At 66.3% G+C, this 25,755-nt stretch carries 26 protein-coding genes and 4 tRNA genes; 13 read left to right on the top strand and 17 right to left on the bottom strand.

Annotated elements, in window-relative coordinates; all coding sequences use genetic code 11:
- Positions 1-77 precede the first annotated feature (77 nt).
- Entirely contained in the window at positions 78-560 is a 483-nt protein-coding gene (locus FXO18_RS06930; RefSeq protein WP_187774231.1) for an aminoacyl-tRNA deacylase, read from the bottom strand.
- Between the two features lie 2 nt (positions 561-562).
- Positions 563-1,234 (bottom strand): DUF6875 domain-containing protein, encoded by a 672-nt coding sequence (locus FXO18_RS06925; RefSeq protein WP_149360361.1) that lies wholly within the window; start codon positions 1,232-1,234, stop codon positions 563-565.
- Positions 1,235-1,433: 199 nt separating this feature from the next.
- Between FXO18_RS06925 and FXO18_RS06920 the strand changes: the two genes are divergently transcribed.
- On the top strand, positions 1,434-2,747 hold the full coding sequence (locus tag FXO18_RS06920; protein ID WP_149360360.1) for a sensor histidine kinase: 1,314 nt from the start codon (positions 1,434-1,436) through the stop codon (positions 2,745-2,747).
- A gap of 127 nt (positions 2,748-2,874) precedes the next feature.
- Here FXO18_RS06920 and FXO18_RS06915 read toward each other — a convergent pair whose 3' ends face one another.
- From FXO18_RS06915 to FXO18_RS06890, 6 genes are all read right to left on the bottom strand, one after another.
- On the bottom strand, positions 2,875-3,681 hold the full coding sequence (locus FXO18_RS06915; protein ID WP_149360359.1) for a class I SAM-dependent methyltransferase: 807 nt from the start codon (positions 3,679-3,681) through the stop codon (positions 2,875-2,877).
- Between the two features lie 296 nt (positions 3,682-3,977).
- Positions 3,978-4,658 (bottom strand): sulfotransferase, encoded by a 681-nt coding sequence (locus FXO18_RS06910; protein ID WP_149360358.1) that lies wholly within the window; start codon positions 4,656-4,658, stop codon positions 3,978-3,980.
- Positions 4,659-4,673: 15 nt separating this feature from the next.
- Positions 4,674-5,990, bottom strand: coding sequence for a rhamnan synthesis F family protein (locus tag FXO18_RS06905; RefSeq protein ID WP_187774230.1), 1,317 nt, complete (start codon positions 5,988-5,990; stop codon positions 4,674-4,676).
- A 530-nt stretch (positions 5,991-6,520) separates the two neighbouring features.
- Positions 6,521-6,608, bottom strand: a tRNA-Ser gene (locus FXO18_RS06900).
- A 75-nt stretch (positions 6,609-6,683) separates the two neighbouring features.
- Positions 6,684-7,142 carry a nucleoside deaminase gene (locus tag FXO18_RS06895; protein WP_235900515.1) on the bottom strand — a complete coding sequence of 153 codons (459 nt, stop codon included), beginning with the start codon at positions 7,140-7,142 and terminating at the stop codon, positions 6,684-6,686.
- 38 nt (positions 7,143-7,180) lie between these two features.
- Entirely contained in the window at positions 7,181-7,711 is a 531-nt protein-coding gene (locus tag FXO18_RS06890; protein WP_149360356.1) for a tRNA adenosine deaminase-associated protein, read from the bottom strand.
- 93 nt (positions 7,712-7,804) lie between these two features.
- Between FXO18_RS06890 and FXO18_RS06885 the strand changes: the two genes are divergently transcribed.
- Together FXO18_RS06885 and FXO18_RS06880 are read left to right on the top strand one after the other, a co-directional pair.
- Entirely contained in the window at positions 7,805-8,788 is a 984-nt protein-coding gene (locus tag FXO18_RS06885) for a prephenate dehydrogenase (RefSeq protein WP_407936445.1), read from the top strand.
- Positions 8,785-10,140, top strand: coding sequence for an amidase (locus FXO18_RS06880; protein WP_187774229.1), 1,356 nt, complete (start codon positions 8,785-8,787; stop codon positions 10,138-10,140). Before FXO18_RS06885 ends, FXO18_RS06880 begins: the two co-directional genes overlap by 4 nt.
- 31 nt (positions 10,141-10,171) lie before the next feature.
- Here the strand turns inward: FXO18_RS06880 and FXO18_RS06875 are convergent, their stop codons facing one another.
- From FXO18_RS06875 to FXO18_RS06860, 4 genes are all read right to left on the bottom strand, one after another.
- Positions 10,172-10,759: a putative glycolipid-binding domain-containing protein gene (locus tag FXO18_RS06875; RefSeq protein WP_268884921.1), complete on the bottom strand. Its 588-nt coding sequence runs from the start codon at positions 10,757-10,759 to the stop codon at positions 10,172-10,174.
- A 138-nt stretch (positions 10,760-10,897) separates the two neighbouring features.
- Positions 10,898-10,970: transfer RNA gene (locus tag FXO18_RS06870), tRNA-Arg, on the bottom strand.
- 32 nt (positions 10,971-11,002) lie between these two features.
- A tRNA-Ser gene (locus tag FXO18_RS06865) sits at positions 11,003-11,094 on the bottom strand.
- Between the two features lie 83 nt (positions 11,095-11,177).
- Positions 11,178-11,921, bottom strand: coding sequence for a dienelactone hydrolase family protein (locus FXO18_RS06860; protein ID WP_235900514.1), 744 nt, complete (start codon positions 11,919-11,921; stop codon positions 11,178-11,180).
- Between the two features lie 62 nt (positions 11,922-11,983).
- On the opposite strand from FXO18_RS06860, the gene hisC reads away from it, so the two are divergent.
- The 3 genes from hisC (at position 11,984) to FXO18_RS15985 (ending at position 15,204) form a co-directional block, all read left to right on the top strand.
- Positions 11,984-13,108, top strand: coding sequence for a histidinol-phosphate transaminase (gene hisC, locus FXO18_RS06855; RefSeq protein WP_268884920.1), 1,125 nt, complete (start codon positions 11,984-11,986; stop codon positions 13,106-13,108).
- 143 nt (positions 13,109-13,251) lie between these two features.
- Complete coding sequence (locus tag FXO18_RS06850; protein WP_187774228.1) at positions 13,252-14,898, top strand: bifunctional metallophosphatase/5'-nucleotidase; 1,647 nt, start codon at positions 13,252-13,254, stop codon at positions 14,896-14,898.
- A gap of 63 nt (positions 14,899-14,961) precedes the next feature.
- On the top strand, positions 14,962-15,204 hold the full coding sequence (locus FXO18_RS15985; RefSeq protein ID WP_149360352.1) for a hypothetical protein: 243 nt from the start codon (positions 14,962-14,964) through the stop codon (positions 15,202-15,204).
- 306 nt (positions 15,205-15,510) lie between these two features.
- Here the strand turns inward: FXO18_RS15985 and FXO18_RS06840 are convergent.
- Together FXO18_RS06840 and FXO18_RS06835 are read right to left on the bottom strand one after the other, a co-directional pair.
- Positions 15,511-15,596: transfer RNA gene (locus FXO18_RS06840), tRNA-Ser, on the bottom strand.
- A gap of 42 nt (positions 15,597-15,638) precedes the next feature.
- Positions 15,639-16,127 carry a MarR family winged helix-turn-helix transcriptional regulator gene (locus tag FXO18_RS06835; RefSeq protein ID WP_149360351.1) on the bottom strand — a complete coding sequence of 163 codons (489 nt, stop codon included), beginning with the start codon at positions 16,125-16,127 and terminating at the stop codon, positions 15,639-15,641.
- A 132-nt stretch (positions 16,128-16,259) separates the two neighbouring features.
- Here FXO18_RS06835 and FXO18_RS06830 point away from each other — a divergent pair, with 132 nt between their 5' ends.
- Entirely contained in the window at positions 16,260-17,258 is a 999-nt protein-coding gene (locus tag FXO18_RS06830; protein WP_149360350.1) for an NAD(P)H-quinone oxidoreductase, read from the top strand.
- Positions 17,259-17,309: 51 nt separating this feature from the next.
- On the top strand, positions 17,310-17,864 hold the full coding sequence (locus FXO18_RS06825) for a bacterial proteasome activator family protein (RefSeq protein WP_149360349.1): 555 nt from the start codon (positions 17,310-17,312) through the stop codon (positions 17,862-17,864).
- A gap of 6 nt (positions 17,865-17,870) precedes the next feature.
- Here the strand turns inward: FXO18_RS06825 and FXO18_RS06820 are convergent, their stop codons facing one another.
- On the bottom strand, positions 17,871-19,094 hold the full coding sequence (locus tag FXO18_RS06820; RefSeq protein WP_149360348.1) for a polysaccharide pyruvyl transferase family protein: 1,224 nt from the start codon (positions 19,092-19,094) through the stop codon (positions 17,871-17,873).
- A 200-nt stretch (positions 19,095-19,294) separates the two neighbouring features.
- Here FXO18_RS06820 and wzm point away from each other — a divergent pair, with 200 nt between their 5' ends.
- From wzm to FXO18_RS06800, 4 genes are all read left to right on the top strand, one after another.
- On the top strand, positions 19,295-20,137 hold the full coding sequence (gene wzm / locus FXO18_RS06815; RefSeq protein WP_456237247.1) for a galactan export ABC transporter permease subunit Wzm/RfbD: 843 nt from the start codon (positions 19,295-19,297) through the stop codon (positions 20,135-20,137).
- Positions 20,138-20,149: 12 nt separating this feature from the next.
- Positions 20,150-20,974 carry a galactan export ABC transporter ATP-binding subunit Wzt/RfbE gene (gene wzt, locus FXO18_RS06810; protein ID WP_149360347.1) on the top strand — a complete coding sequence of 275 codons (825 nt, stop codon included), beginning with the start codon at positions 20,150-20,152 and terminating at the stop codon, positions 20,972-20,974.
- Complete coding sequence (gene glfT1 / locus FXO18_RS06805; RefSeq protein WP_149360346.1) at positions 20,971-21,858, top strand: galactofuranosyltransferase GlfT1; 888 nt, start codon at positions 20,971-20,973, stop codon at positions 21,856-21,858. The genes wzt and glfT1 overlap by 4 nt, the downstream gene beginning before the upstream one ends.
- A gap of 212 nt (positions 21,859-22,070) precedes the next feature.
- On the top strand, positions 22,071-22,565 hold the full coding sequence (locus FXO18_RS06800; RefSeq protein ID WP_149360345.1) for a hypothetical protein: 495 nt from the start codon (positions 22,071-22,073) through the stop codon (positions 22,563-22,565).
- Between the two features lie 122 nt (positions 22,566-22,687).
- Here FXO18_RS06800 and FXO18_RS06795 read toward each other — a convergent pair whose 3' ends face one another.
- Entirely contained in the window at positions 22,688-23,908 is a 1,221-nt protein-coding gene (locus FXO18_RS06795) for a DUF418 domain-containing protein (protein ID WP_149360344.1), read from the bottom strand.
- 227 nt (positions 23,909-24,135) lie between these two features.
- On the opposite strand from FXO18_RS06795, the gene FXO18_RS06790 reads away from it, so the two are divergent.
- Complete coding sequence (locus tag FXO18_RS06790; RefSeq protein ID WP_149360343.1) at positions 24,136-24,588, top strand: DUF4383 domain-containing protein; 453 nt, start codon at positions 24,136-24,138, stop codon at positions 24,586-24,588.
- Positions 24,589-24,648: 60 nt separating this feature from the next.
- Here the strand turns inward: FXO18_RS06790 and FXO18_RS06785 are convergent, their stop codons facing one another.
- A complete protein-coding gene (locus FXO18_RS06785; RefSeq protein ID WP_149360342.1) occupies positions 24,649-25,740 on the bottom strand; it encodes a DNA adenine methylase in 1,092 nt (363 codons plus the stop codon).
- Positions 25,741-25,755: the final 15 nt, after the last annotated feature.

Genomic DNA, 25,755 nt, shown 5'->3' with positions numbered 1-25,755 from the left:
TATGATTTGCGACACCATGTCTTATTTGTCCGGGCGCGGGTGACTCCACGTCGGTTATCGCGCTACAAGAGCGGCTGCTACACGGCGAGATCGGCGACCACGGCGCCCGCGGCAGCGACCAGGTCCCGCGGCGCGATCTCCACCTCGACGCCCGCCGCTCCCCCGCCAACCAGGATCGTCGGCTGATCGAGCAGCCCAGCGTCGACAAGCACCATCACGGGCGACGGCACGCCCAGTGGTGATACCCCGTGACGGGGATAGTCCAGCACGCGCGCGAGCTCCTCCGCTCCCGCCAACTCCATCCGCCCCGTGCCCACGAGGCCCGCGACCCGCCCCATGTCGAGCTTGCGCCCCATCGCGCACACCGCGACAGCATGGGACGCTCCGTTGCGCGCGCGCAGGAACACCGACTTGGTAATGCGGTCCAGCGAATAGCCCAGCGCATCGGCGAAGTCCTGCGGGCTCCGGATCGGGCCTGGCAGCGATGCATGCTCATGCACCGTCACATCCAGATCGCCACGATCCAGCACCTCGCGGATCCTGCCATGCACGGTCGGCACCGCTATTCCTCCCGCGGCCGCAGGAGCCGCTGCACCATCGTCGCCCGCACCTGCGCCGGGATGGTCGGGGCAAAACGCTTGAGGTAGCTCTCCGTCCACGCCGCATCACCATCGAGGAACGGCAGATCGCTCGGCACCATATGACGAAGCGCCAGCATGGGCAGCGGGCAATCCAAGGGACGGAAATGCTCGTTCCACAAGCCTGGCTCATCGCAACCGGGATAGAACTGGCCCAGCATCAGGCCACTGGCCACAGCCTGCGGCTTGCGAGCCAGTTGCACGCGATCGATCAGCGAATAATCCGTCAGGTCGGGGAAGACGATCATCGCCGCCTTGTACAGCGCTTGCCCACCCTCCGACGGACCAAGGTTCTCGAATTCGTCCACCAGCTTCTCGACCGCCAGCAGGACATCCGCCTCGGAGAGCCTGGAGCCGCGCACCACCCCGGCCCACAGCAGCTTCCGCGACAACGAGGGCACCGTGAACGGGCACACTGGCCCCGAACGGCCCAGATCAGCATGCGGGCGCGTCAAGAAGCTGCGCACCCAGCCATCGAGCTCAACGAGCGCAGGCTCATCACGCACCGCGCCCGGATCGGACAAGTTCACCAGGCCCAGCTCCAGATGGCTGCGCGAATCACGGTCTGCCCGAGTCATCACGCCACCTTTCGCCATGGTCGGCGGGCCCACCCCGATGTCAGCCCTTCTTGAAGGGTAACGGCTGCACCACCGTTCCCATGCGACAAGTGACTGCCATCATCCGTCTCACTAACACGTGCCCAGCAGCACACAACCGCCACTCCACCACCACAATCGCAACACCCACCAGAGCTGTTACACGCGGCCTGCTTCCCCATGCCCGACAATAAGGACCATGCAGTCCGCTGAGGCAGCACCACTAGCACCCGAACCGCGCGACGCCGCTGTGCTCACGACGCCCTTCACGGCCCGGCTGCGCGCGGCGTGGCGCATCCTGTTCGGCAACGTCCTCAGCTGGAACGATCCCCAGTACCTCTCCACCCGCTCCAGCACCGACCGGGCACTGCGCTTCATCCTCGCTCTGCTGTTCATCCAGCGCGCCAGCTACCTGCTGCCTGCCATCGCCGCCGCGGCCACCGCACCACCGACCACCTACCAGGACAGCACGCTCAATACCGCCCTCCTCGGGCTCGCGGGCGGGTGGAACCTCCTGCTGCTGCTCATCGCCCGCCGGCGCGGCTGGTTTCCCCGATGGACCGTCTGGACCGACCTCGCGATCGTCATCGGCCTGCTATTCATCAGCAGCCGCAACGTCACCGGCGCCGACGTGTTCTCCGACAGCAACTGGCCCGTCCAGCTAGCCCTCGCCGCCTCCGCCCTCACCGCTGCGGCATTCCGCCCCTGGCTCGCCGCCACCTGCCTCACCATCATCGCCGCTGCCCTCCTCGCCGCCGCATACCTCCACGACAACCAGATCGACCTGCTCGCCCAGCCCACGCTCTCCGTGCTCAACGGCTGCCTCTGGTACGCCGTCGCCGCCCACTTCGTCCGCCGCTACCTCAGCGGGCAAGGCCGTATCCTCGAGCAGATCCAGGCCGAGCAGCTCCACGCCGAGACCCAGCGGGCCGCCAGCGCCGCCCGCGCCACCGAGCGCCAGACCCAGTACCGGCACCTGCACAACACCGTCCTGACAACCCTCACCGCCATCGCCCGCGGCGGGCTCGACCACAAGACCACCGAGGTCCAGCGTCGCTGCGCCACCGAGGCCGCCTACCTGCGCAACCTCATCACCAACGACCCCGAGACCGACATCGCCACCGAGTCCCGCCTCCAGAACCTCATGTCCGCCACCCTCGCCGATGTCGAGGCACTCGGCCTCGAGGTGCACGTCAAGCAGCACAGCCTGCCCGAGCGCCTCCCCGGCAACCGGTGCGACACCCTCTCCGAGGCCGTGCGCGAGGCCCTCAACAACGTCCTCAAGCACTCCGGCACCACCGAGGCATGGCTCACCGCATTCGCCGACAACACCCGCCTCACCGTCCGCATCGTCGACCGCGGCCGCGGCTTCGATACCGCCACCACGCCCCGCGGGTACGGCATCACCCACGCCATCGAGGCCAACATGCACGACATCGGCGGCACCGCGCTCATCGACTCCAGCCCCGGCGACGGCACCATCGTGGAGCTGACCGTTCCGCTCTGCGAGTAGCTGGCTGGCTGGCTGGCTGGCTGGCTGGCTGCGGCAGGATCTGCAGGTGAATGTCGCGCGACACGCTGCGACACGCCGCGAGGATGGTGACATTCGCTCGCAGATTCGCCAGCCAATCACCGAATCACTATCGCCCCTCGGGGAAGCCCGGATAGCCAGTCTCGACCAAGCTGGCCAAGCTCACGGGCCAGTCGACCTCGGGCTCACCGATCTTGCGCACGACCACAGCGGATTCCTGGTAGCCGACCGCGAAAGTAGTGCCAGTATTGCGCTGGTTCCACCGCAGGCGGATGAATCCCATCGGTGTCCGCATGCCGGTGTCGACGATCTCGAACCCGGTCCTCTTGTTGAACAGGCCCTTCCACGCATCCGAGCTATAGCGATAGAAGTCCCAGGGAACGTCGTGAAGCCCCTCGGTCTGGTGAGTGACCACAAGCCCCACCGCCCCCGTTCGCAGCACCTTGTTCAGTTCGACCACTGCTTTCCAGGGCATGACCAGGTGCTCGAAGACAGCGATGCTCATGAAGGCATCGAACTTCTCTTCGACATGCTGCGAAAGCTCATGAATATCAGCAACGATGTCCACATCATCGGCCTCGATGATGTCGGTGATCACGACGTTCTTGCCGAGCGCTATGTCTTTGTGCGACACGCCACTGCGCGCACGTCCGCCAACATCAAGCACCTGCTTGACATCCGCATCGCTGACGAGCGACCGCCAGGTCTCCATGACGGTGTAGCTCTCCGCCCCATGGCGCTTCTGGACCTCGGAGTAGGGCAGCGAAACCACCTGCTCATCCCGACCACACTTGATGGTGAGCTCGAGGCTGGATTGCGCGAGGTCGAACTCCTCGTAGGCGACCGAGAAGACCTCGAACACTATGACGCTCGGATCCCTCTGGTTCGGCCACGAGTTGATGGACGCTGGACTCATTTCCACGTTGGAGGCAACCTGGGCGGATACGATCTTGCACGCCCCACCGGATCCACCGCGGATCGTGCCGCGAAAATAGGCGAAGCGCCGGAACGTGGTTGCAATATCGAAGGTTATCCTCACCTCACCCTTGCGGGAATCAGCGCCCACCATCGAATGGAACTTGCTTGGTGTCACTTTACGAACCAGGTTTGCGATGCTCATTGCCTGCCCTCCTGCAGAAGTCAAAGTAATGCATGAATAGCTAAAGACTTTCGCTATTAGCGAAACCCTTGAAACAGGACACAATCAGTGCATCAGCCGAATGCCGCAGTGTTTCTCTCCGGCTGAATGTATGCGGCTAGATTCTCGCAACGTTGCCCATCCAGCGGGGAAGCGCCCACAAAATCGGCCAGGAGCCTGACTGTATCCATTGGGTGCCGAAGCGCACGCTCATAGCTGATGAAAAGAGCAGGACTCTTGATCCCTGAGAGGAAGCCGAGGCAATCAGAGTACTCTTTCAAGGCTCGATCGATAAGGTTTATAGAGTCGCCCGCTACGACATCACCGGCGTGCCTCATCTCCCGAGCCGCGACCGCCGCGACATCCCGCACCACAAAAATGTAGTGCGGATTGACGAGAAAGCGGTGAACGTCAGCGACGTAGTACGAGGCTATTGGATCCTTCCAGCCCCAGGTCTCCAATGCTTCGTTGCGGTCAGAAATGAGCGATCGCGCATGCTTCACATATTCTTTCCGCTTGGCAGATTCTGCGCGGTTCCAGAAAATCCGCCTAATCCCTCGATGCGTGAGGAAATCGACGTCCTCCTGGTTGCTGGGATCGATATGCGTCCCCATGTTGACGCCGAGCTGGTGCAAAAGCCCCGCAACCATCGAGGTTCCGCCTCGCGCTACACCGAGCACACAGAAAGTTTTTCGCGAGCCGGGAACCGGATCACGAAGGACCCAGCCCGAGCTTGACTGTTCCAATGATTTCACTTGCCCCCCTGAAGGTCAGTTTACGGTCAACATTTCATGCTCGGATAGCTTTCCACATTGGATCAGTGGGCCATCCCCGTGTCGCGCCAGGTACTCGACGACCTGATGATCCGCGCCGATAGCTTCCAGGTAGTGCGCGGACTTCATCGGAAAGAGATCAGCAACACCGATTGGATTCTTCAGTAGCAGCTCGCGCTTGATGAGGGGGAATCCATGCTCTGAGATGAGCGTTCTCCAGAACAAGTGCGACGGATTGAGCGGAACATTCCGCAGCACGCTCTCTACATGCGCGGCGAACGAATCCAGCCGTCGCTCCATCGTCTTGCTGCCATAGAGACCGATATCGCGGTAAGAATCCTTGATCAGGTCAACAGTACTCGGTGCATGCTCGATCCACCGAGCCGCCACTTGCTCATAGGGGAACAATGGATGGATACCGAATCCGCCATCCAGCATTGCCGCGCTCAGGCCAATCTCGCCATTCCTGATAACATCCCGCTTCTTGTTCGTGAAAGGATATTTCTCAAAGAAGTCCAGCACTGCCCCTGATTCCAGCGGCTCGCGACCGAATCGAAGGAAATAGCTCTGGCCGTGGTGCGAAACTTGGTAGGAATCTGTCAAGCACACGAAAGGCGCGGAACAAGCGCTGAGTCGTGGCTCAAGCGGCGCGATCCGTCCGAATGCCGAGTCATTGACGAGGATGACCTCATCGAGATCATTCAATACATCCGCGCAGTGGAGTATTCCCGTTGCCCACGAGCCAAAATCGTATCCTTGATTGGGTCGATCTATGAGGCAATCCAGGCCCTCGATCTCCGAGCAGGTACGCCACTCATCCTGCCGATCGGTCGCGTGAACCAGGACCACAGCGAATCCCATGCTCTTCAAGTCCGAAACAATATCCCTGTGGCAGGAGAGAAACGTTCTCTGGTTGCTCCATGCGGCGACGACGGCAAGCTTTCGCTTTTCTTTGAGCTCCTGCTTGAGACCTGCTCCCTGCGCCTGGCTGCTGACTCTCCACGAGTACTCCATGCGCTTCCCGCGACTGCCGCTAGCCTGATCGAAAGTTGCCGCGCCAAGCGGGGCTTGCTCATCATGGCCGTGGCCCGCGAGTTCAGGACCAATTGTTACTACAAGCTTCCCCGGCGTGATGGGCCGCTGATTCGACTCATTGATGATCTCGACCGAATGCGGCTGCCCATCATGGAACCTGCGAGGGATCTTCACCATGAACTGAGCATTTCCACCACAGATGCCTGCTGCCTCCAAGTCGGCGCGATGCCGGTTCGCTGCGACTCGCAGGCACTCCTGCCCATCGATTACGAGGCTCACCTCTGCCGACCGTGTTTTCGACCAATGGACAGCCCAACCTTCTAGCGTGTCACCGACAAGCCTGTCAACTTGCCCGGCTCCACGCAGATAGCTGTGCGCTAACGCGTAAATATCTCTAGCAGCGTACGTGGCCACGCGGTCGCATCCCCGTTCGAGCATTGACAATCATGCCAGTCCATTCATCCACCGACTGTGGAGCCCGCCCGAAAACTGTGCTCCGGCAGGCGTTTAGCCGCGCCCAAGTATAGGACTGCGGATTGCAGCACACAGCGCTTTTCGAAGTCTAGGCAAGGTCACGTGATCGACTGGCTGGCTGCGGGAGGATCTGCTGGTGAATGTCGCGCGACACGCTGCGACACGCTGCGAGGATGGTGACATTTGCTCGCAGATTCGCAGCCCGGCGCTGCATGAGCCCGCCGCTGCATGAGGCCACCGCGCGCGACCGCGGCCTCATCGCGCCCACCAGATACATGCCCCACCACACGCACGAAAAAGCCTCCCGCCTGCGTGAACAGGCGGGAGGCTGGAAGCGGTGGCGGAGGGATTTGAACCCTCGGACGGGGGTTACCCGTCACAGCATTTCGAGTGCTGCACCTTCGGCCGCTCGGACACGCCACCGCGCACAACTGTACCTGAGGTTGTGTTTCGCGCCGAATCGCCAGGTCACAGCGCTTTCTAGCCCGCCGATCCCACTCAGCGGCGTGCTTCGAAGAAGTCGGTGAGCAGACGGGCGCAGGCCTCGGCGTGGATGCCGCCCCGCACCTCGGGCCGGTGCAGCAAACGACGGTCCCGCACGACGTCCCACAGTGATCCGACGGCGCCGGTGCGAGGCTCCCACGCACCGAACACGATGCGCCCGACCCGCGCGAGGACGAGGGCGCCCGCGCACATGGTGCAGGGCTCGAGCGTCACCGCGAGAGTGGTGTCCTCGAGCCGCCAGCCATCCCCCATCGCCTGGGTAGCAGCGCGCAGCGCGAGGATCTCGGCGTGCGCGGTGGGGTCCCCGGTGGCTTCACGCTGGTTGCCCGCCCGGGCGAGGACGGTGCCGTCGCGGGCGAGGATGACGGCGCCCACGGGGACGTCGTCGGGGCCGGAGAGCGCCGCCGCCTCGATGGCGGCGGCGATCATGGCCTCGTCGTCGGCGAGCGTCACGGGTGCGATGCCTGGCTGGTTGGGTTCTGGCTGGTTGGCTAGTTCTGCAGCGAGTCGAGGATCGTGACGAACTCGCGCTCGAAGCCGAGCCGCTCGGCGATCATCTGTAGCTGCTCATCGGGGTAGAGATCGTCCTCGGCGAGGATGACGCTCATGACGGATTCGGGCAGGCCGAGGTCGGTGAGAATGCCCAGCTCGCCTTCCTCCCAGGGATCCACCTCGTCGAGCTCGTCGGGGTCGATGTCGGGGATGTCGACGTTGAGCGCGTCGAGGGCCTCGGCGGCGATGTCGTAGTCAACGGCGGCAGTAGCGTCGGAGAGCAGCAGGTGCGTCCCGCCCGGGGACGGCCGGATGATGATGAAGAATTCATCGTCGACATCGAGCAGCCCGATGGTGGCTCCGGAGCTGCGCAGCTCCCTCAGCTCGGTCTCGGCGTCCTCGAGGCTGGTCAGCACGGACTGCGAGAGCGCGACGCAGCGCCACCGGCCGTCCTCCCGGACGACTCCCACCGCGAAGCCGTCTACCTCATAATCGTCGTCGCTTTGTGTGCGAGCGCGCTGTGCTGCCATGCCGTGAGGTTAGCGCGGTGAGGGACGTGTGGGAACTCCGGAAGGGAAATCGCAGGTGGCGGGGCGGTGTCGGGGCGCGACACGCCAGCGGTGGTGTGCGAACCTGGTGGTGTGCCTGAGTCTGTTTGTGTCCTTGGCCTGGGATTGATCGGCGGTTCGGTGATGCGCGCGGCGCGCGCGGCCGGCCGGGAGGTGTTCGGCTATAACCGGTCGGCGGCAGCGGTGACCGCTGCCCGCGCTGATGGCTTCGAGGCGAGCAGCGATCTGGCCGGGGTGCTGGATCGGGCGGCGCGGGAACAGTCGCTGATCGTGGTGTCGGTACCGATGCCGGCGGTAGGCGCGGTGCTCGGTGAGATCGCGGAGCGCGCGCCCGGATGCCCGCTCACTGATGTGGTGAGCGTGAAGGGCCCGGTCGCGGAGGCGGTGCGGGAGCAGGGCCTCGATGCCCGGTATGTGGGCGGGCATCCGATGGCCGGCACGGCGGAGTCCGGCTGGGAGGCAGGCGATGCCGCCTTGTTCCAGGGCGCCACGTGGGTGGTGGGCGTGGACGAGGGCCGTGATCCCGCGGTCTGGCGGCAGGTGGCGGCGCTCGCGCTGGATTGCGGCTCGGTGGTGGTTCCCGCGGAGTCACGGGAGCATGACGACGCTGCGGCACGGATCTCGCACCTGCCCCATGTGCTGGCGGAGGCGCTGGCGATCGCGGGGGCGCGGGGCGGGTCGCTGGCCCTGTCGCTGGCAGCGGGGTCGTTCCGCGATGGCACGCGCGTGGCGGGCACGGCGCCCGCGCTGGTGGATGCGATGTGCGAGGCCAACGCGAATGCGTTGCTGCCGGTGCTCGATGAAGTGCTCGATGTCCTGCAGGAGGCCCGCGAGGCACTGGCCTGGCATTCCTCGACCTCGGTGATCGTGGCGGCCGGCCACGAGGCACGGCTGGCATACGAGAAGCGGGGCTCGGGGCGAAAGGTGATCGAGGGCATCGTTCCCGGCGATCCTGGCTGGCTGGATGCGCTGCGCGAGGCAGGCCGCGATGGCGCGGTGCTGGTAGCACTGCCCGAGGAGGAGGGGGACGCGCGTTGAGCCTGACGGAGCTTGTGGACGATCTGCGCGCCGGGCGCGTCACCGCCGTGGAGCATGTGACCGACGTGCTGGGCCGCATCGATGCGCTGCGTGGCACACCGTGGGAGAACCTCGTGGTGGGGCGGGACTACCAGGAGCGGCTCGCCGCGCAGGCTCTCGAGCAGGCACGGCTGCTCGATGAGCGGCGCGCTGGTGGCGAGGCCCCGGGCCCCTTGCATGGCGTGGCGGTGGCGGTGAAGGACCTCATTGATGTGGCAGGCGTCCCCACGCGGTGCGGCAGCCAGGTGGGCGAGGGCGCGGGGCCCGCGGTCGAGGATGCGGCGATCGTGCGGATGCTGCGCGAGGCCGGAGCCATCGTCGTCGCTAAGACGCACCTGCATGAGTTCGCCTACGGGCCCACTGGCGCGGTGAGCGCGGATGGACCGGCCGCGAACCCGTGGGATGCCGCGCGCATCACCGGTGGATCCTCCTCGGGGTCGGCGGCGCTGGTCGCCAAGGGCGTGGTTCCGCTTGCGATCGGTACGGATACTGGTTGCAGCGTGCGCGCCCCGGCTGCCTTGTGCGGCATTGTGGGCGTGAAGCCTCCGTTCGGTGCATTGCCCACCGGCGGTGTGTTCCCGCTGGCCGAGTCATTCGACCATGTGGGTTTTTTCACGCGGACGGGTGCTGATGCGCTGCTCGCGTGGGACGCGGTCGGCCTGGGCGGGGCGAGTGCTGATGGTGCTGCGGCCCGCTACCGGATCGGACGTCTCGCCGGAGCTGGCTGGCAGGTGCATGACGAGCAGGCGCGGGGTGCTGTGGATGGCGCGGAACGGGGGCTTGCCGACGCCGGTCATGTGGTGGTGGAGGTGGAGCTGCCCGAGGCGGTCGAGCTCGTGGAGCTGTATGGCACCATCACCGGCGCGCAGGCCCTGGCCACCCACGAGCAGCATCTCGAGGCGACGCCGGATCGCTTCCAGGAGTTGACGCGGGAGCGCTTGCGCGCCCAGCGTGGCCGGACCGCCAGCCAGTACATCCACGCGGTGCGGCGGCTGAGCGAGCTGAGGCTGCTGATCGGTGAGCGCTTGCGCGCCGAGGGCCTCGATATGCTGCTCGCCGCGACGGTGCCGTTCCGCGCGCCCCTGATCGGCGTCGAGGAGCTCGATATCGATGGGGCGACGGTGCCGGTGCGCCCGGAGATCCTGCGGCTGTGCATCCCGTTCAGCGTGCTTGGCTACTCGGTCGTGGCGATGCCCGGGACCGTGAAAGTCGTTCCAGGACACGACATCCTGCCCGTGGGCGTGCAGCTCGCCGCGCTCCCCCACGTTGCTGCCCGCGCCCCGCTCATGCTCGGCGCCCAGGCACTCGGCTAGCAGGTACTCGACGCGCGAGCAGGAGCAACAGCTAGATCCGCTCCCCCAGCCCCGGGTAGTCGATCACGAAGCCATCCCCGTCAACGGTCACGGTGGCGCTCGCGACCGGGGAGATGACATGGATGCCCTCGCCGCCCGCGCTATAGGTAAGGGACTCCTCGCGCACCGTGAGATCCGGCAGCGACACATACACCACCGAGACCTGTTCATCCCCCGACTCATGCTGCATGTCGAGCCGACGGATGGGCAGCGCGTTGAAGAACGGGCTCAGGATCACGTCCACATCGAGCGCGCCCCCGAAGCGGGACCGGGCCGAGGTCGTGCCCTCATGAACCGTCCAGTAGCCCTCGCGGTCGCGCGACACCGACAGCACGCGCTCGCCCTCAGCGGTAGTGGTGCGCAGCGACAAGCGCCTTGTCACGCCCGCATCGTCGGTCACGAGGTCATAGGAAGCGCTGAAGCTCTCGTGATCCTCGCAGGGGCCACCGATGAGACGGCCCGACGCCTTGACGCGCTTGCCGGATAGCTGGATGCGGGTGGATTCCATCCGCGGCGCCGTAGTGGACTTCCACGTCAGGACAGCAGGCCACGAAGTCGGCTCCGATACGGATCTGGTCACGCCCCCTACCGTAGGAAGCACCGGGGCCTCGCGCAACGGAACGTGGGGATTGCCTGGTGCGCGCGGCACCGATACTGGCCCCAGAAACCCAATCGCCCCCGCACGAGTGCGGGGGCGATTGCTGTCTCAACCAAGACGTGCGCCCGAAGGGATTCGAACCCCTAACCTTCTGATCCGTAGTCAGATGCTCTATCCGTTGAGCTACGGGCGCGTACATATTCTTTTGTATTACCGCAACACCGTTGGCGGAGGCGAGAGGATTTGAACCTCCGGTTCCCTTTGAGGGGAACAACTCATTAGCAGTGAGCCCCATTCGGCCGCTCTGGCACGCCTCCCTGGACCCTTTGCGTCGGGCATCGGCAAGACTACACACGTCTGCTGTGGTTTTGCAAAACCGGAGGCAGACGGCGTGGCGGGGTCAGCGGAGATAGCTGTCGAGCCACTCGAACATGTGCTGCTTCGCAGCTGTCACAGCGGTCTCGGTATCCGTGGGCTCCGCATCCGGCACATCGTCGACGTCGTGCCACGACCATGCGCCGAATCCATCGTCGGGCCGATGCGCAAGGCCCGGGTAGCTCACCAGCAGCGTGGCGACGGGCGCGCGCAAAGCCGCGTTGCGCAGCGCGTTCACCGCGTCCGGCGGGGTCTGCGGATCGTCCTCGCCGAAGATGCCGAGCCACGGCGTGCGCAGCGAGGCCACAGTCTCGAGCAGGGGCGTGGCTCCGGGACCGAGCGCGCGCTCGATGCCATGCGGAGCAATGCTGATCGCCGCGCCATAGGGTTGCTGGGTAGCGACTATCGCGGCCGCTGTGCCTGCGCTGTCGAACCCGATCACACCGACGCTGTCCGCCTCGATCTCCTGGTCGATCAGCCAGCCGCGGGCAGCTTCCGCATCGTTGAACAGTTCCGCGCCGAACACCGGATCCATGCGATCCTCGGGCTGGCGGTGGAACAGGTGCGGTGCCGCTAGGAGCCAGCCATCGTCCGCGAGCTCATGCATGAGCTGCAGCAGGGGCTCGTGGAACTCGCGCATCTCATGGAGGAAGACGATCCCGCCGCGGGGTGGTGACTCGGGCGCGATGACGGTGAGCGGCACACGGGTGGACGCATCCGGCAGGGCCGCGTATTCCTGCCGGGCTCGTGAAGTGTGGATTCCCGACATAGGTTCTACTCTCCCACTCCTCGCCATGATTTTCGAGGCCTGGAACGACTATTCTCGCGCAGGTGACCACTTCGCCCCAGGATCCTGCCAGCGACCAGTCCACGCGCGTCCAGCTCCGTCCCGACCTCGAGACGCTGCCGATGTATGTGCCGGGAAAGTCGTGGCCGGGCGCGCTGAAGCTGGCGAGCAACGAGAGCACGCCGGGCCCCCTGCCCAGCGTGGTGGGCGCCATCGCTGCCGCCGCCCAGGGCGTCAATAGGTATCCGGACAATGGCTCGGTGGCAGTCCGGGAGGCGTTGGCCGAGCGGCTCGGCGTGACAGCCGAGCAGGTGTCGGTGGGGTGCGGCTCGGTGAGCCTGTGCCAGCAGCTCGTCCTCGCGACGTGCTCGCCCGGCGATGAGGTGCTGTTCGCGTGGCGCTCGTTCGAGGCGTATCCGCTCGTCGCCCTCGTCGCGGGAGCCAATCCCGTGCGGGTGCCGCTGGCCCCGGGGCACGTGCATGACCTCGATGCGATGCTGGCCGCGATCACCGGCCGCACGAGGCTCGTGCTCGTGTGCAATCCGAACAACCCCACGGGCACCGCGGTGGGGCGGGGCGAGCTCGAGCGCTTCCTCGACGCCGTGCCAAGCAATGTGCTCGTGGTGCTCGATGAGGCGTACATCGAGTACCTGCGCGCCGAGGACTTCGCCGACGGCGACCTGCCCGATGGCATCGCGCTGGGCCGCGGCCGCGCGAACGTGGTGGTGCTCCGGACATTCTCCAAGGCGTACGGACTCGCCGGGCTGCGCATCGGCTACGCCGTGGGCTCGCCCGAGGTGATCGCCACGGTCAGCAAGGTATACATCCCGTTCAGCGTCAACAGCCTGGCCCAAGCAGCAGCGCTGGCTTCCCTCGGCGCCGAGGCCGAGCTCCTCGAGCGCACCGACGTGGTGGTGGCCGAGCGCGAGCGCGTGCGCGCTGCCCTGCTCGCGGCAGGCTACGAGGTGCCCCGGACGCATGCGAACTTCGTCTGGCTGCACCTGGGCGGCAACGCGGCGGAGTTCTCCACGCGCTGCGCCGAAGCCGGGGTACTGGTGCGCCCGTTCGCTGGCGAGGGCGTGCGCGTCACCGTCGGCGATGCCTTCGAGAACGACCAGTTCCTCGACTTCGCGCTCAGCGACGCGGCGCTCGCGCTGGCCCGGCGGTAGCTCTCCCGGCACCGCGGCGGTGCACCGGATAGTGATGCAACCGTGATCCGATGGTTGCCCCCCGAACTGTCGGCACCCCCCACACTGGGTTCAGTGGGAAGCGCGCACGCGCAGGACACGAAGGCTGGTCGAGGAGGCAGGGGATGAGCATGCGCCGTCATGCTGTCGCCGCATCGGTGATCGCGCTAGCGTTGCCCCTCATCGCTACGCCCGCCGCCACCGCGAACCATCCGGACGACGTGCAGGTTCGCATCCTCTCCATCGGTGACCTGCGCAGCGCCCTCGATCCTCTCGACGGCGAGGCCGGAACGGTCCTGCAATCCGACGGGTCCCGCATCGACGCGGGCGGCGCCGCGAACCTCGGCACCTACCTCGACCAATTGCGCCGCCAGGCTGGCCGCTCCCTGTTCCTCTCCACGGGCAACAACGTCGCCGCGCCGGACGAGCCGAGCCGCACCGCCGTGCTCCGCCACGAGCCCGTCATCGACCTGCTCGACACCTGGGGCCTCGACGCCTCCGCCATCGGCTCCACCGAGCTCGCCGAGGGTGTCCCCGAGCTGCTCCGCAAGGCGGACGGCGGATGCCACCTCGACGACGAGTGCGATGAGGAAACTACTTTCGACGGCGCAGCGTTCCCCCTGGTCAGCTCCAACATCTACGGCCCCACCCACACGCCATTGACCGCACCGTTCACCATCCGGCACGTCAACGGCACCCCCATCGGCATCATCGGCGCCACGCTCCACGATGAAGCCGGACCGGAATACACCCTCGCCTCTGAGCGCGAGACCATCACCAACGCCACCGAAGCACTCGAGGGGCTCGGTGTTGCCGCGATGGTCCTGCTCGTCAACAGCCCGGACCTGCCCGAGGAGCCCGGCGGCCCCAGCGACTGCGGCGCCGGCAACACCGCGGCACACGGCCTCGCCGCCCAAGCCCCACCCCAGATCGACCTCGTCCTGACCAGCGGCGCGCGCCCCTACACATGCCTCGTGCGCGACCCCGCCGGCAACGACCGCCCGCTCCTCGCCGCAGGGTCTCACGGCCGCACCATCGCCGTCGCCGACCTCGTGATCGACGGCACCACCGGCGATGTGCAGCGCGACCGGGTGAGCGTGTTCAACCAGATCGTCACCCGCGACATCGACCCCGCCGACGACGTCGCCGCCACCCTCGACGCCCTCGAGACCACCATCAGCGAAGCCGCGCGCACGCCCGTGGGAACACTCACCCGGCAAGCCCCCAAGCCAGTCTCCGCCGTGACCGAGAGCCCCCTCGGCAGGCTCATCGCCGACGCAGCCGTCTACTCCCACAACGGGCGCAACAACGACGCACCTGCCGTCGCGGCGCTGATCCACCCCGCCTTCCTGCGCGACGACCTCCACGAGACCGTCACCCACGGCGACATCTTCGCCGCCGTGGACAACACCCCGCTCGCCACCATCGACATCACCGGCGACACCCTCGCACGACTGCTCGAGCAGCAATTCCAGGACGACCGCGCCACACTCCTCCAGCCCTCGGCCGCGCTCGCCTACACCATCGACGAATCCGCCCCCATCGGCTCCCGGATCAGCGGCATCACCATCAACGCCGAGCCCGTGCAACCAGGACTGGAATACCGCATCGTCGTCGATCCCGTGCTCACCAGCCCCGGTAGCGGCTTCACCGTCCTCGACGACGCTGAGCCCGAGACCACCATCCGCGGCGCCAGCGCGCTACGCACCTACATCGCCGACCACGCCCCCGCGACCGTCGACGAGCAGGACCGCATCACCCGGACGGGGTAGGGGCGGAATGCAACAGCCGCCGCGTTGCCTAGCATGAGGGCAGGGTCGAACACGGAGGAAACGATGAGGTACTTCTCAGATGGAGCCTTGCGGCTCGTGCGGGTCCACAGCGACGACGGGGTGGGAGTGCCGGGGTTCCACGAGGCTGCGGTGGACACCTTCACCGGCAGTTTTTGGCGGACGCTGGATCCGCAGGTCGCGCGCCGACTGACCACCAAGATCGCCTTCAGTGGAGACTACGAGGAGGTCAGTGATGAAGAAGCCGCACGCCTGGCGGACCAGAAGGCGAAAGGGGCGGGCTTGTAGATCGCCTGCACTGATCCGAATAAGCCGCTAGCGGCGGATCCGTAGGATTGTTGTGGACAAATCGCAATGCGCCCCGTGCGCTCCCGCCACCTCTAGCTGGTTCCCGCCACCTTTAGCGATAGCGCCCACGGAAATATCGGTGGCAGCTCTGCACCAAGGGTGGCAGGCGTCCCCCACGGGTGGCAGCTCCGCGTCGAAGGTGGCAGGCGCCCACTGGGGGCCACGAGCAACCCGCACAGCCCTACCGCCCCAAGCCATCTCCAACAAAAAACACCCTGACCCGTGCGAACAGGTCAGGGCATCAAGCGGAAGCGGAGGGATTTGAACCCCCGGTCGCTGTTAACGACGCTCGCTTTCAAGGCGAGTGCATTCGGCCGCTCTGCCACGCTTCCGTAGGCGATCCTAGCGAACGGGTGCGAGCGGGGGCGAATCGTTCAGTCGTCGTCGTGTTGCTTGGCGATGACGTGGTTGTCGATCTTCTCGAAGATGCTGGCGAGGGCGTCGAGCTCGGTGTCGTCGAGGAGGTCGATGAAGTAGGAGCGGACGCTGGTGACGTGGTTGCGGGCTGCCTTCTTGAGGGCCTCGCGCCCGGTGTCGGTGATGTGGGCGCATACTCCGCGGCCGTCCTCGGAGCAGGCTTCGCGGCGGATGAGGCCGGCCGATTCCATGCGGCGGGCCTGGTGGGTGAGCTTGCTGCGGGAGGCGACGATGCCGTCGGCGATCTCGCTCATGCGGAGCGCGCCCTTCGGCGATTCGCTGAGCAGCACGAGGATGCGGTAGTCGGCGATGGAGAGGGAGTCGCTGGTGGCGAGGTCACGGTTGAGCAGACCAATGAGGCGTTGGCTGCCGTCTATGAAGGCGCGCCAGGCTCGTTGCTCGTTGGCATTGAGCCAGTCGATGCCGCTATTCTCGCTGTCCCCCATGGAGCGCGTGTCCTTCCGCCGATTGATCCTTTATGACACGTAAGAGAATAGTCATACCAGGCAGGGATCCGCGCATTGGCTTACTGGTCAAGGTCGCGCCGCCGCACGGGGTGGGCGACTACCCTCAGGACCATGCGTGCGATCACTATGTCCCGGTCCGGCGGTCCCGATGTGTTGCAGTGGGAGCGGGTGCCCGATGCGCGCCCAGGGCGGGGCGAGGTGCTGCTGAGGGTGGCGGCGACCGCTGTGAACCGTGCTGATCTGTTGCAGCGCGCGGGGCACTATCCGCCGCCGGAGGGGGCGAGCCCGATCCTGGGCCTGGAATGCTCCGGCACGATCGTGGAGCTCGGCGAGGGCGTGCAGGGCTGGCGAGTCGGCGATGATGTGTGCGCGCTGCTCTCCGGGGGCGGGTACGCGGAGTTCGTGGCAGTGCCGGAGGCTCAGCTGATGCGCGTGCCCAAGGGTGTGGACCTGTACTCGGCGGCGAGCTTGCCGGAGGCGGCGTGCACGGTGTGGTCGAACTTGGGGATGCGCGCGGGGATGCATCGTGGGCAGACGTTGCTCATCCACGGCGGGGCGAGCGGCATCGGCACGCATGCGATCCAGGTGGCACGCACGATGAATGTGCGGGTGGCGGTGACGGCGGGCTCGGCGGAGAAGCTCGCGCTGTGCCGTGAGCTCGGTGCCCGCTATGTCATCAACTACAAGGACGACGATTTCGTCGCCGAGATGGCCTATTACACGAAGGAGTTCTCCCACCCGGGGGCGGACATCATTCTCGACATCATGGGCGCGAAGTATCTGGACCGGAACATCGATGCACTGGGCATGGATGGGCAGATCGTCATCATCGGCTTGCAGGGCGGGCGCCGCGCGGAGGTCGATCTGGCGAAGCTGCTGGCGAAGCGGGCCACGGTGACGGCGACGAACCTGCGGGGTCGGCCGGTAGTGGGCGAGTCGAGCAAGGAGCAGATCATCCAGGAGACCATGCGTTGCGTGTGGCCGATGATCGAGGCGGGGCTGGTGCGTCCGGTGATCCATGACGAGCTGCCGATCACCGATGCGGCCAAGGCGCACGAGCTGCTCGATTCCGGGAACGTCGCGGGCAAGGTCCTGCTGCGGGTCAGTTGAGTCGCGAGTGGGCTTTCGCTGGCGGATTAGCGCTGGCGTGGCACCGACCGCATGATGGTATGCATGACTCTTACCGACCATGACGGCATCGAGGTGCTCGGCACGAGCGACGATCGTGCTGGCACCGAGCCGCGCGAGACGCCCTTGACCGATCTGGTGGAGCAGCCCGCGAAGGTCATGCGCATCGGCACCATGATCAAGCAGCTCCTCGAGGAGGTCCGCACGGCCCCGCTGGACGAGGCGAGCAGGTCGCGGCTGCGGGAGGTCCATGACTCGTCGATCCGGGAGCTGCAGGACGGCCTCGCGCCCGAGCTGCGCGAGGAGCTCGACCGGTTGACGCTGCCGTTCAACGAGGACGCCGTGCCGTCGGACGCGGAGCTGCGCATCGCGCAGGCGCAGCTCGTGGGCTGGCTCGAGGGTGTTTTCCACGGGATCCAGACAGCACTGTTCGCCCAGCAGATGGCGGCACGGGCGCAGCTCGAGCAGATCCGGCAGGGCGCACTGCCACCCGGCATGAGCCTGGGCGGCTCCCAGGAGACCGATCCGCGCATGCCCGAAGCTGGCGAGCCGCATCCGAACGGCCACGGCACCGGCCAGTACCTGTAGGCGCCCCTACCCCCTGCCGGCGAGCCTGCGCGCCCCACGCTTGACCATCGGTGGCGCGAGGGCGCGGGCGCGATCGCGCAGGGGAACTGGCGGATACAGGGCGTCAGCGAGATCGTTCTTGGCGCCAGTGAGCATCTCGGCGTCGGAGGCAGCGAATCCACCGGATGCTGGCCGTGGCACTTCCTGGGGGTCGTCGTCGAGGTGCAGCAGCGTCCAGCCCGATCCAAGGCTCGTCAGCGACTGGTGCTTGGTGTCGTAGTAGCCGCGCTGGCCACTGATGGCGATGCCGGAGGCGCCTGCTGCGGCGGCGATGAGGTGCGGGTGGAAGCGCGTGCTGATCCACGCCTGGCTGGGGCTGGCGGGAAAACCGTGCCGCCAGATCTCGGTGAAGGGCACGAACAGTGCTCCGCCGAGGCGGTCCGCGAGCAGATCGAACACGACGCGATCGGTGCCGGGAATAGCCTCGACGACGGCGATGTCGCTGCCGGGAGTCCCCCAGTGGTCGAGGAGACCACGGACGAGGGTAGCGAGCCGCGCGGCACCGTCGTCACTGCCGGTCAGATCGGATTGCAGGCACAGCACGGTGCCACGCCGCGCCGCCTCGGCCGCGGTGCCCCTGGTGGGCGCGGCGGGCAGGTCGAGCCAGGCATCGTCGCCGGTGAGGATGGTGCCGTCGAACCGCGTGGAGGGCTGGTCGCGGACATCGAAGACATCGAAGTGCCGGGTGGCAGCGGCGATGCGGACGGTGTCCTCCGCGGGCATGAGTCCTTGCCCGGTGGCGTAGAGGCGCGCTCCGGAGCGTTGCTGGGCCGACTTGGCGATGTCGAGGAGATTGTAGTGGTGGGGCCACATCGCGTTGAGGTAGCCGCCGCCGAGCAGGTGGATGCTCGACGCACGGGCGAGCAGCTCGATGCCGTCGACGATGAGGCAGGCGCGGCCCGGTTCCGCGATGACGTGGGCGAGGAAGTCCTCGGCCTGCGCGGGCTCCCGCGTGCTGGCATCCATCGCGAGCCGCCAGGCGGTGTCGACGAACATGACGTTCGGGTGCAGTCCGTGGAGAAGGATCGATGCCTGGCCGGGCGTGTGGCAGTCGAGCACCACCAGGGAGCGAGGGCGGCGGCGCGCGAGGAAGCGCAGCCACTGCGCGGCGATCAGCTCATCGCCGTAGTTGGGGTGACCACTGGGCGCGATGAGGTAGACGACATCCTGGCCCATGTCCGGTTTTGGCATGCGACAACCATTACTGCTCAACAGGTCCGGCGCAAACACTGATGCCGGCCGTGTCCCCGCGCCCTCAGGCTGACCACCCTGCTCGAGGCTATCGGCGCGGCCTCCGCCCCGTGGGGCAGGGGGCACGACTAGGCTTGTGACCCGTGCCCGACTCAGCAACACAGCCCAGCGGAGGCCACGGCGAGCCGACCGCCCATGCCCTGCAGGTAGAGGTGCATGAGATCACCTCCGATTCGCGCACGATGCGCCGCGCGATCGAGGACCTGCGCACCGGCCTGGCTCAGCGCGAGTTGTGGTGGGTGCTTGGCTGGCAGGACATCAAGCAGCGGTATCGCCGCTCGGTGATCGGCCCGTTCTGGATCACCATCGCCACCGGCGTGCAGGCCGTCGCGATGGGCCTGCTGTACTCGGTGCTGCTCGAGGTCGACCTGCGCTCGTTCCTGCCGCACGTCACGGTGGGCCTGATCGTGTGGGCGATGATCCAGGGCGCCATCATCGACGGCGCAGAGGTGTTCATCAAGAACGAGGGACTGATCAAGTTCCTGCCGTCGGCGCTGAGCGTGCACGTCTACCGGCTGACGTGGCGACTGCTGCTGTTCTTCGCGCACAACATGCTGATCTACCTGATCATGCTGGCGGTTTTCCGGCCGCCGCTGGGGTGGCATAGCCTGCTCGCGTTCCCCGCGCTGGTGCTGCTGGTGCTGAACGTGCTGTGGGTGATCATGTTCTTCGGCATCCTCGCCACCCGCTACCGCGACATCTATCCGATCCTCAACAGCCTGACGTTGCTGATGTTCTTCATGACGCCGATCGTGTGGACCACCGAGGGCCTGATCAACCGGGGCGGCGAGGCCGCCGATCGCGCGCGGCTCGTCGAGATCAACCCGCTGTTCCACTACCTGGAGATCATCCGGGCACCCATGCTCGGCAACCACGTGGACCTGTACCACTGGGTGATCGTGCTGGGATTCACCGTCGTCGGCTGGGCCATGACCCTGCTGGCGATGCGCAACTATCGCGCCCGCGTGGCGTACTGGGTCTGAGGGAGGAGCAGCGTGAGCGAGGTCAGGATCGACACCGCCGGGGCGTACGTGGACTTCCCCATCTTCGACGCGAAGACACGATCATTGAAGAAAGCCGTGCTCGGCAGGGCCGGCGGCGCCATGAAGCGCAACAACTCCAACGTGATGGTCGTCGAGGCCCTCCGGGACATCACCATGTCGCTGCGCGAGGGCGACCGCGTGGGGCTCGTCGGGCACAACGGGGCAGGCAAGTCGACGCTGCTGCGGCTGCTCGCCGGGATCTACGAGCCCACCCGCGGCAAGGCCCGCGTCCAGGGACGTGTGGCGCCGATCTTCGACCTCGGCGTCGGCATGGACCCGGAGATCTCCGGCTACGAGAACATCATCATCCGCGGCCTGTTCCTCGGCATGACCCGCAAGCAGATGCTGGCCCGCATGGACGAGATCGCCGACTTCACCGAGCTCGGCGACTACCTCAACATGCCCCTGCGCACCTACTCCACCGGCATGCGCGTGCGGGTGGCTATGGGGGTGGTCACCAGCATCGAGCCGGAGATCCTGCTGCTTGACGAGGGAATCGGCGCGGTGGACGCGGAGTTCATGCGCAAGGCCCGCCGCAAGCTCGAGGAACTGGTCTCGCGATCCGGCATCCTGGTCTTCGCCAGCCATTCCGACGAGTTCCTCGCGCAGCTGTGCGACACCGCCATGTGGATCGATCACGGCACCATCCGGGAGCGCGGCAGCATCAAGGACGTGCTCACCCACTACAAGGGGCCCGAGGCGGCCAGCATCGTCGACAAGGTGCGCGCCGACATGGCCATCGAGGACAAGCGCGACGGGATCGAGGAGAACCGGTGAACGAACGCATCATCGCCGTGGTGGTCACCCACCGCAGGCGCGAGCTGCTCGCCGCGTCCCTCGACGTGATCGCCAACCAGCAACGCCCCGTCGACCACCTCATCGTGGTCGACAACGCCAACGAGCCCGAAGTGCGCGAGCTCGTCGAGAACCAGCCCATCGAGACCACCTACCTCGGCTCGCAGAGCAACCTCGGTGGCGCCGGCGGCTTCGCCCTCGGCATGCTTCACGCCCTCGCCCTCGGTGCGGACTGGGTGTGGCTCGCCGACGACGACGGACGCCCCGAGGGCCCCGCCGTGCTCGCCACCCTCCTCGATTGCGCCCAGCGGCACGGGCTCTCCGAGGTCTCGCCCGTGGTGTGCAACATCGACGAGCCCGACCGGCTGGCATTCCCCCTGCGCCGCGGCCTCGTGTGGCGGCGCTGGCGGCACGAGCTCGGCGACGAGGACCTGCTGCCCGGCATCGCCTCGCTGTTCAACGGCGCGCTGTTCTCCGCCACCGCCCTCGAATCAGTCGGCGTGCCCGACCTGCGCCTGTTCGTGCGTGGCGATGAGGTCGACGTGCACCGCCGCCTCGTGCGATCCGGCCTGCCCTTCGGCACCTGCCTGCAAGCCGCCTACCTGCACCCCGACGGATCCGACGAGTTCAAGCCGATCCTCGGCGGCCGCATGCACACCCAGTACCCCGACAACGAGACGAAGCGCTACTTCACCTACCGCAACCGTGGCTACCTGCTCTCCCAGCCCGGGATGCGGAAGCTGCTGCTCCAGGAATGGGTGCGATTCAGCTGGTACTTCCTGATCAGCAAGCGCGACGTGGCGGGCTGGCGGGAATGGAACCGGCTGCGCAAGCTCGGGCGCGAGGAGCAGTTCCGGCGGCCCTAGCGTGGCTGGCGGGTTGGTTGGTGGCTGGCCGGCGGGCGGGTGGCCGGCGGGCGACTGCTGGGAAAAAGCACCCGAAATCGCCAAACGCGATAGAAACCGACCTGGATTCCCGGCAGTTTCTATCGCGTTTACCGCGGAGCAGGGGCCACTTGCAGTCGGGCGCGCCATGAGGGTTACCTATGCCCCCGGACCCGTGACAGGAGGCAGGCGGAATGCTCCAATCCAGCTATCAGGCGGTTGTCCCCACCGAGGATCATCTCTTGGAACTATCGCCAGGCGATATGCGCGAGATCGTCCCCGGCGCCTACCCGTACACGAGGCTTGCGACCTTCGCCGAGGACACCGTGCTCATGTACGTCGGGATCTCCTACGGCCCCGTCGACGTAACCGTGGAACTGCACGATTCCAAGCCACCTCAGGAATTGGATAGGTGGGAGGATGTCGCGGAAGGAATCGTGGAGTACAAGGGCAAGGGTTTGGTACTGCAAGGACGCGAGCTTGAGGTCTTTCTGCCCACGGAGCCGGGGATGACGCTGACGCCCGCAGGGAGCCACCGCTATGGGGTGCGCGTACATGCGAATGGCAAGGGTACCTACTATGACGGGCCACTATTCGAGGAAGATCCTGTTGAGCAGTACCTCATCCAGCTGTGGCCGACCACTGCGGTTCGCTGGCCGAAGCAACTCAAGAACGACTCGGGACGCTAGGCGCCCGGCCCTCGCGGGGCAAAAGCACCGGAAGTTGCCAAACGCGATAGAAACCGACCTGGATTCCCGGGAATTTCTATCGCGTTTACGGCCGCGCGGAGGCCAGGCGAGCCATGACGCCCCTAGCTCGCCCGCCCGTACACACGGCCCCGCAGCACCTTCTCGAACGGACCTTGCTTGCCACCTCGCTCCAGCCAGTACGCCCATGCCGCGATGAGGATCCAGACGGCGATGGCGTAGGCGGCCATGCTGGCGCTGTGGAGGTGCTCGCCGAGGCCGAGGCCCCAGGCGGCGAGGATCGGCGCGCACAGGATGGATTGCGCGAGGTAGCAGGAGAGGGATCGCTTGCCGACGGCGGTGATGGCGGTTCCCGCGATACCGAGGGGCACCCGCGGTTGCAGCCAGTGGCCTAGCAGCCCGAACAGGGCGACATAGCCGACCCCACCGGTGAGCCCGGTGCTCAGCTGCACGAACTCGAGAGCGCCGCGCATCGCATCCGACGGTTCCCACGCGCCGAGCTTGGCGGACGCCGCGAGCGCGCCCCCGGCCCATCCGAGCGCGATGCCGGTGATCGCGGTGACGCGCAGGAGCCGCAGGTGCTGGCCAGGCTGCTCGAGGATGCGGTGGCGTGCCGCCCAGATGCCGAGCAGGATCGCGATGGGCACCGCGAGGCTGACGATTCCCTGGAAGAGGATCAGTGCTCCCCAGAAGGCCACTCGTGTCACAGCGGAGATGAAGTAGTTCGATTCGCCATTGGCGGCATCGATGATGAAGTACGGGCTGAATGATTCGCTGGGCTGGTCGGCGGGCGGCACGGACAGCGCGGTGATCAGCGCCAGGAAGGTCAGCATGGCCAGCACGGCGACTCCGATGACGCTCCACAGCAGCACCGTGCGGTCGGTGCGGCGCAGGAACAGCCATACCAGGATGAGGCCTACCAGGCCGTACGCGCCGAGGATGTCGCCGAACCACAGCAGCAGCGCATGCGCGAAACCGAAGACGAGCAGCCACACGTTGCGGCGCTGGATCAGGGCGCGCGCGGCCCGCTCCGGGGTGCCCGCGGCGATCTGGCGTTGATAAAGCATGACGATGCCGTAGCCGAAGAGGAACGCGAACATCGGGTAGACGCGCAGGTCCACGGTGGTGACGATGAGCGCCTGCGTCGCCTGGTCCAGGGCGGAGCCGCCTGGGGGATGCGCGGCGAGCCGCTCTCCCTCGCGGCCCCACAGGTACCACGGGGTGTTGGCGATGGCGATGAGCAGCAGCATGAATCCGCGGGCAAGGTCGGGGGCGAGGGCGCGCTCCCCGGTGCGGGCGGGGCCGCGCGCGAGATCCTTCGCCATGGTGGCTCCTCCCCGTTTTGCGACAGATTGTTGCGCCTGCCGGGAGTATATCGGCGCCCCCGGATAATGGCATCCGCACGCGCGATCGCCCGGCGCGGCGCATCCGTTCCACCCCTCAGGTGTGATCATCGCCGCACGTCATCGGCCAATCCACGCGGTAGCTGGCCAGCGAATGACCCGCAGAAGCTCGATCAGCAAGAGCGCAACCAACCGAAAGGATCACTCCCGTGACCCGTCCCGCAGTACTCAACGGCAAGTCCACCGGCCAGATCATCGCCGGCGTCTTTGGTGCCGTGTTCATCCTCGTCGGCATCCTCGGGTTCATCCCGGGCATCACCACCAACTACGGCGACCTTGCCTTCGCTGGCCACGGCCACGGCGGCGAGCACGCCCAGCTGCTCGGCATCTTCGCCGTGTCCGTCCTGCACAACATCGTGCACCTGCTCTTCGGTGTTGTCGGCCTCGTCCTGGCCCGCACCGCGGCCGGAGCGCGCTGGTTCCTCCTCGCCGGCGGTGCCATCTACCTGGTGCTGTGGGCCTACGGCCTGGTCATCGACCTGGACACCAACTTCAACTTCGTCGGCCTCAACACTGCTGACAACTGGCTGCACTTCGTGCTCGGCGCCGTGATGGTCGGTGCGGGCATCGCCGCCACCAAGCTGGACAAGGCCACAAGCTGATCCAGTAGGAATCGACCGGGGCCCCTCGCATGATCTGCGGGGGGCCTCGGCCGTTTCTCGTCAGGACACAGCACTCCCGGCGCGCGAGAACTGCTGGGTCCGATCGAGCACCGTGCTGGCCATATCCCCGATCCGGTCAGCTTCCCCGCTGAGCAGGACATACTCCGTGTTGCGGGTGTGCGATACCTTGCCGACCTTATCGCCGCTCGGGTTATAGATGCCGATCAACGAACCCACATACCGCTTCGCATCAAAAGCAAGGACCTCGACAGGATTGCCGCGGGCCTTGCACATCTCGACCAGATCCTCGAGCGGAACATAGCCCTCGTTCGAGAAACTGACCATGACCACATCCGCATTCACCGACTTGATGGTCTGCGCCAGCGCGGGAGCCATCTCGCGCTTGCGATTGAATACACTCATCGTCGCCGGATCCCTGCTATCGATCCGCTTGCACGCCACCCCATAGCATTCCGGCGCATCCCAGCGAACCAGCGTCTCCCAGATGTGGTAGTTCGTGAAGTATCGATGCTGGTTGTAGGGCGGATCCAGATAAGCAAGATCCACATGAGGCAGCGAATGCACCAGTTCCGTCGCGTCCCCGCGCACCGCCTTGCCCGCGCACGGCGTCAACTCAGGAACCTTCAGCTTGAGATCATTGCTCGCCCGGCGCGCCCACTGCTTGAGGTACGCCATCTGGATACCCACGGTCGAGTCCACCGCATCAGCGGCCTCCATCAAGCTCGTCAAGAGAACAGGACGCAGCCAGCTATCCCCATAGTGCTCGTCGATCCCCTCGCGGATCGCGTCGATGCGAACACCATTTTTGGGATGGAAATAGCGGCTCGCCTCGCAAAACGTCTCGGTGATGTAGCCCCGGACAGGCGGCAATGACTCGAGATGCTCCAGCGCATCAACTATCTCGGCGCGATCCACCGCGGCAGCGTCAAGCTCCACATAGCACTGGGCCAGAACCTCCGAATACGTAGCCAGATCCACCGCCGTCGTGCGCGCGCCCCTGCGGCAGAACTCCTGCGCCACCCGCGTCGTGCCCGTGAACAGATCCAACGCGGTACCGGCACCGCTCGCCGCTAGCAGGTCCCCCAGAACCGGAACCAAGACACGCTTGGAGCCGAGGTACTTGATCGCCATGCCTTGCCCACCTCG

It is taken from the genome of Lolliginicoccus suaedae (assembly GCF_008312885.1).
Classification (GTDB): domain Bacteria; phylum Actinomycetota; class Actinomycetes; order Mycobacteriales; family Mycobacteriaceae; genus Lolliginicoccus; species Lolliginicoccus suaedae.
This window is presented reverse-complemented; position numbering and strand designations above follow the sequence as displayed.

Excerpts from the sequence above, each read along its gene's own strand:
- FXO18_RS06925 (WP_149360361.1), bottom strand. The coding sequence starts at position 1,234 with ATGGCGAAAGGTGGCGTGATGACTCGGGCAGACCGTGATTCGCGCAGC.
- FXO18_RS06920 (WP_149360360.1), top strand. The coding sequence starts at position 1,434 with ATGCAGTCCGCTGAGGCAGCACCACTAGCACCCGAACCGCGCGACGCC.
- FXO18_RS06915 (WP_149360359.1), bottom strand. The coding sequence starts at position 3,681 with ATGAGTCCAGCGTCCATCAACTCGTGGCCGAACCAGAGGGATCCGAGC.
- FXO18_RS06890 (WP_149360356.1), bottom strand. The coding sequence starts at position 7,711 with ATGGCAGCACAGCGCGCTCGCACACAAAGCGACGACGATTATGAGGTA.
- FXO18_RS06860 (WP_235900514.1), bottom strand. The coding sequence starts at position 11,921 with ATGTCGGGAATCCACACTTCACGAGCCCGGCAGGAATACGCGGCCCTG.
- FXO18_RS06850 (WP_187774228.1), top strand. The coding sequence starts at position 13,252 with ATGAGCATGCGCCGTCATGCTGTCGCCGCATCGGTGATCGCGCTAGCG.
- FXO18_RS15985 (WP_149360352.1), top strand. The coding sequence starts at position 14,962 with ATGAGGTACTTCTCAGATGGAGCCTTGCGGCTCGTGCGGGTCCACAGC.
- FXO18_RS06835 (WP_149360351.1), bottom strand. The coding sequence starts at position 16,127 with ATGGGGGACAGCGAGAATAGCGGCATCGACTGGCTCAATGCCAACGAG.
- FXO18_RS06830 (WP_149360350.1), top strand. The coding sequence starts at position 16,260 with ATGCGTGCGATCACTATGTCCCGGTCCGGCGGTCCCGATGTGTTGCAG.
- FXO18_RS06825 (WP_149360349.1), top strand. The coding sequence starts at position 17,310 with ATGATGGTATGCATGACTCTTACCGACCATGACGGCATCGAGGTGCTC.
- FXO18_RS06820 (WP_149360348.1), bottom strand. The coding sequence starts at position 19,094 with ATGCCAAAACCGGACATGGGCCAGGATGTCGTCTACCTCATCGCGCCC.
- FXO18_RS06800 (WP_149360345.1), top strand. The coding sequence starts at position 22,071 with ATGCTCCAATCCAGCTATCAGGCGGTTGTCCCCACCGAGGATCATCTC.
- FXO18_RS06795 (WP_149360344.1), bottom strand. The coding sequence starts at position 23,908 with ATGGCGAAGGATCTCGCGCGCGGCCCCGCCCGCACCGGGGAGCGCGCC.
- FXO18_RS06785 (WP_149360342.1), bottom strand. The coding sequence starts at position 25,740 with ATGGCGATCAAGTACCTCGGCTCCAAGCGTGTCTTGGTTCCGGTTCTG.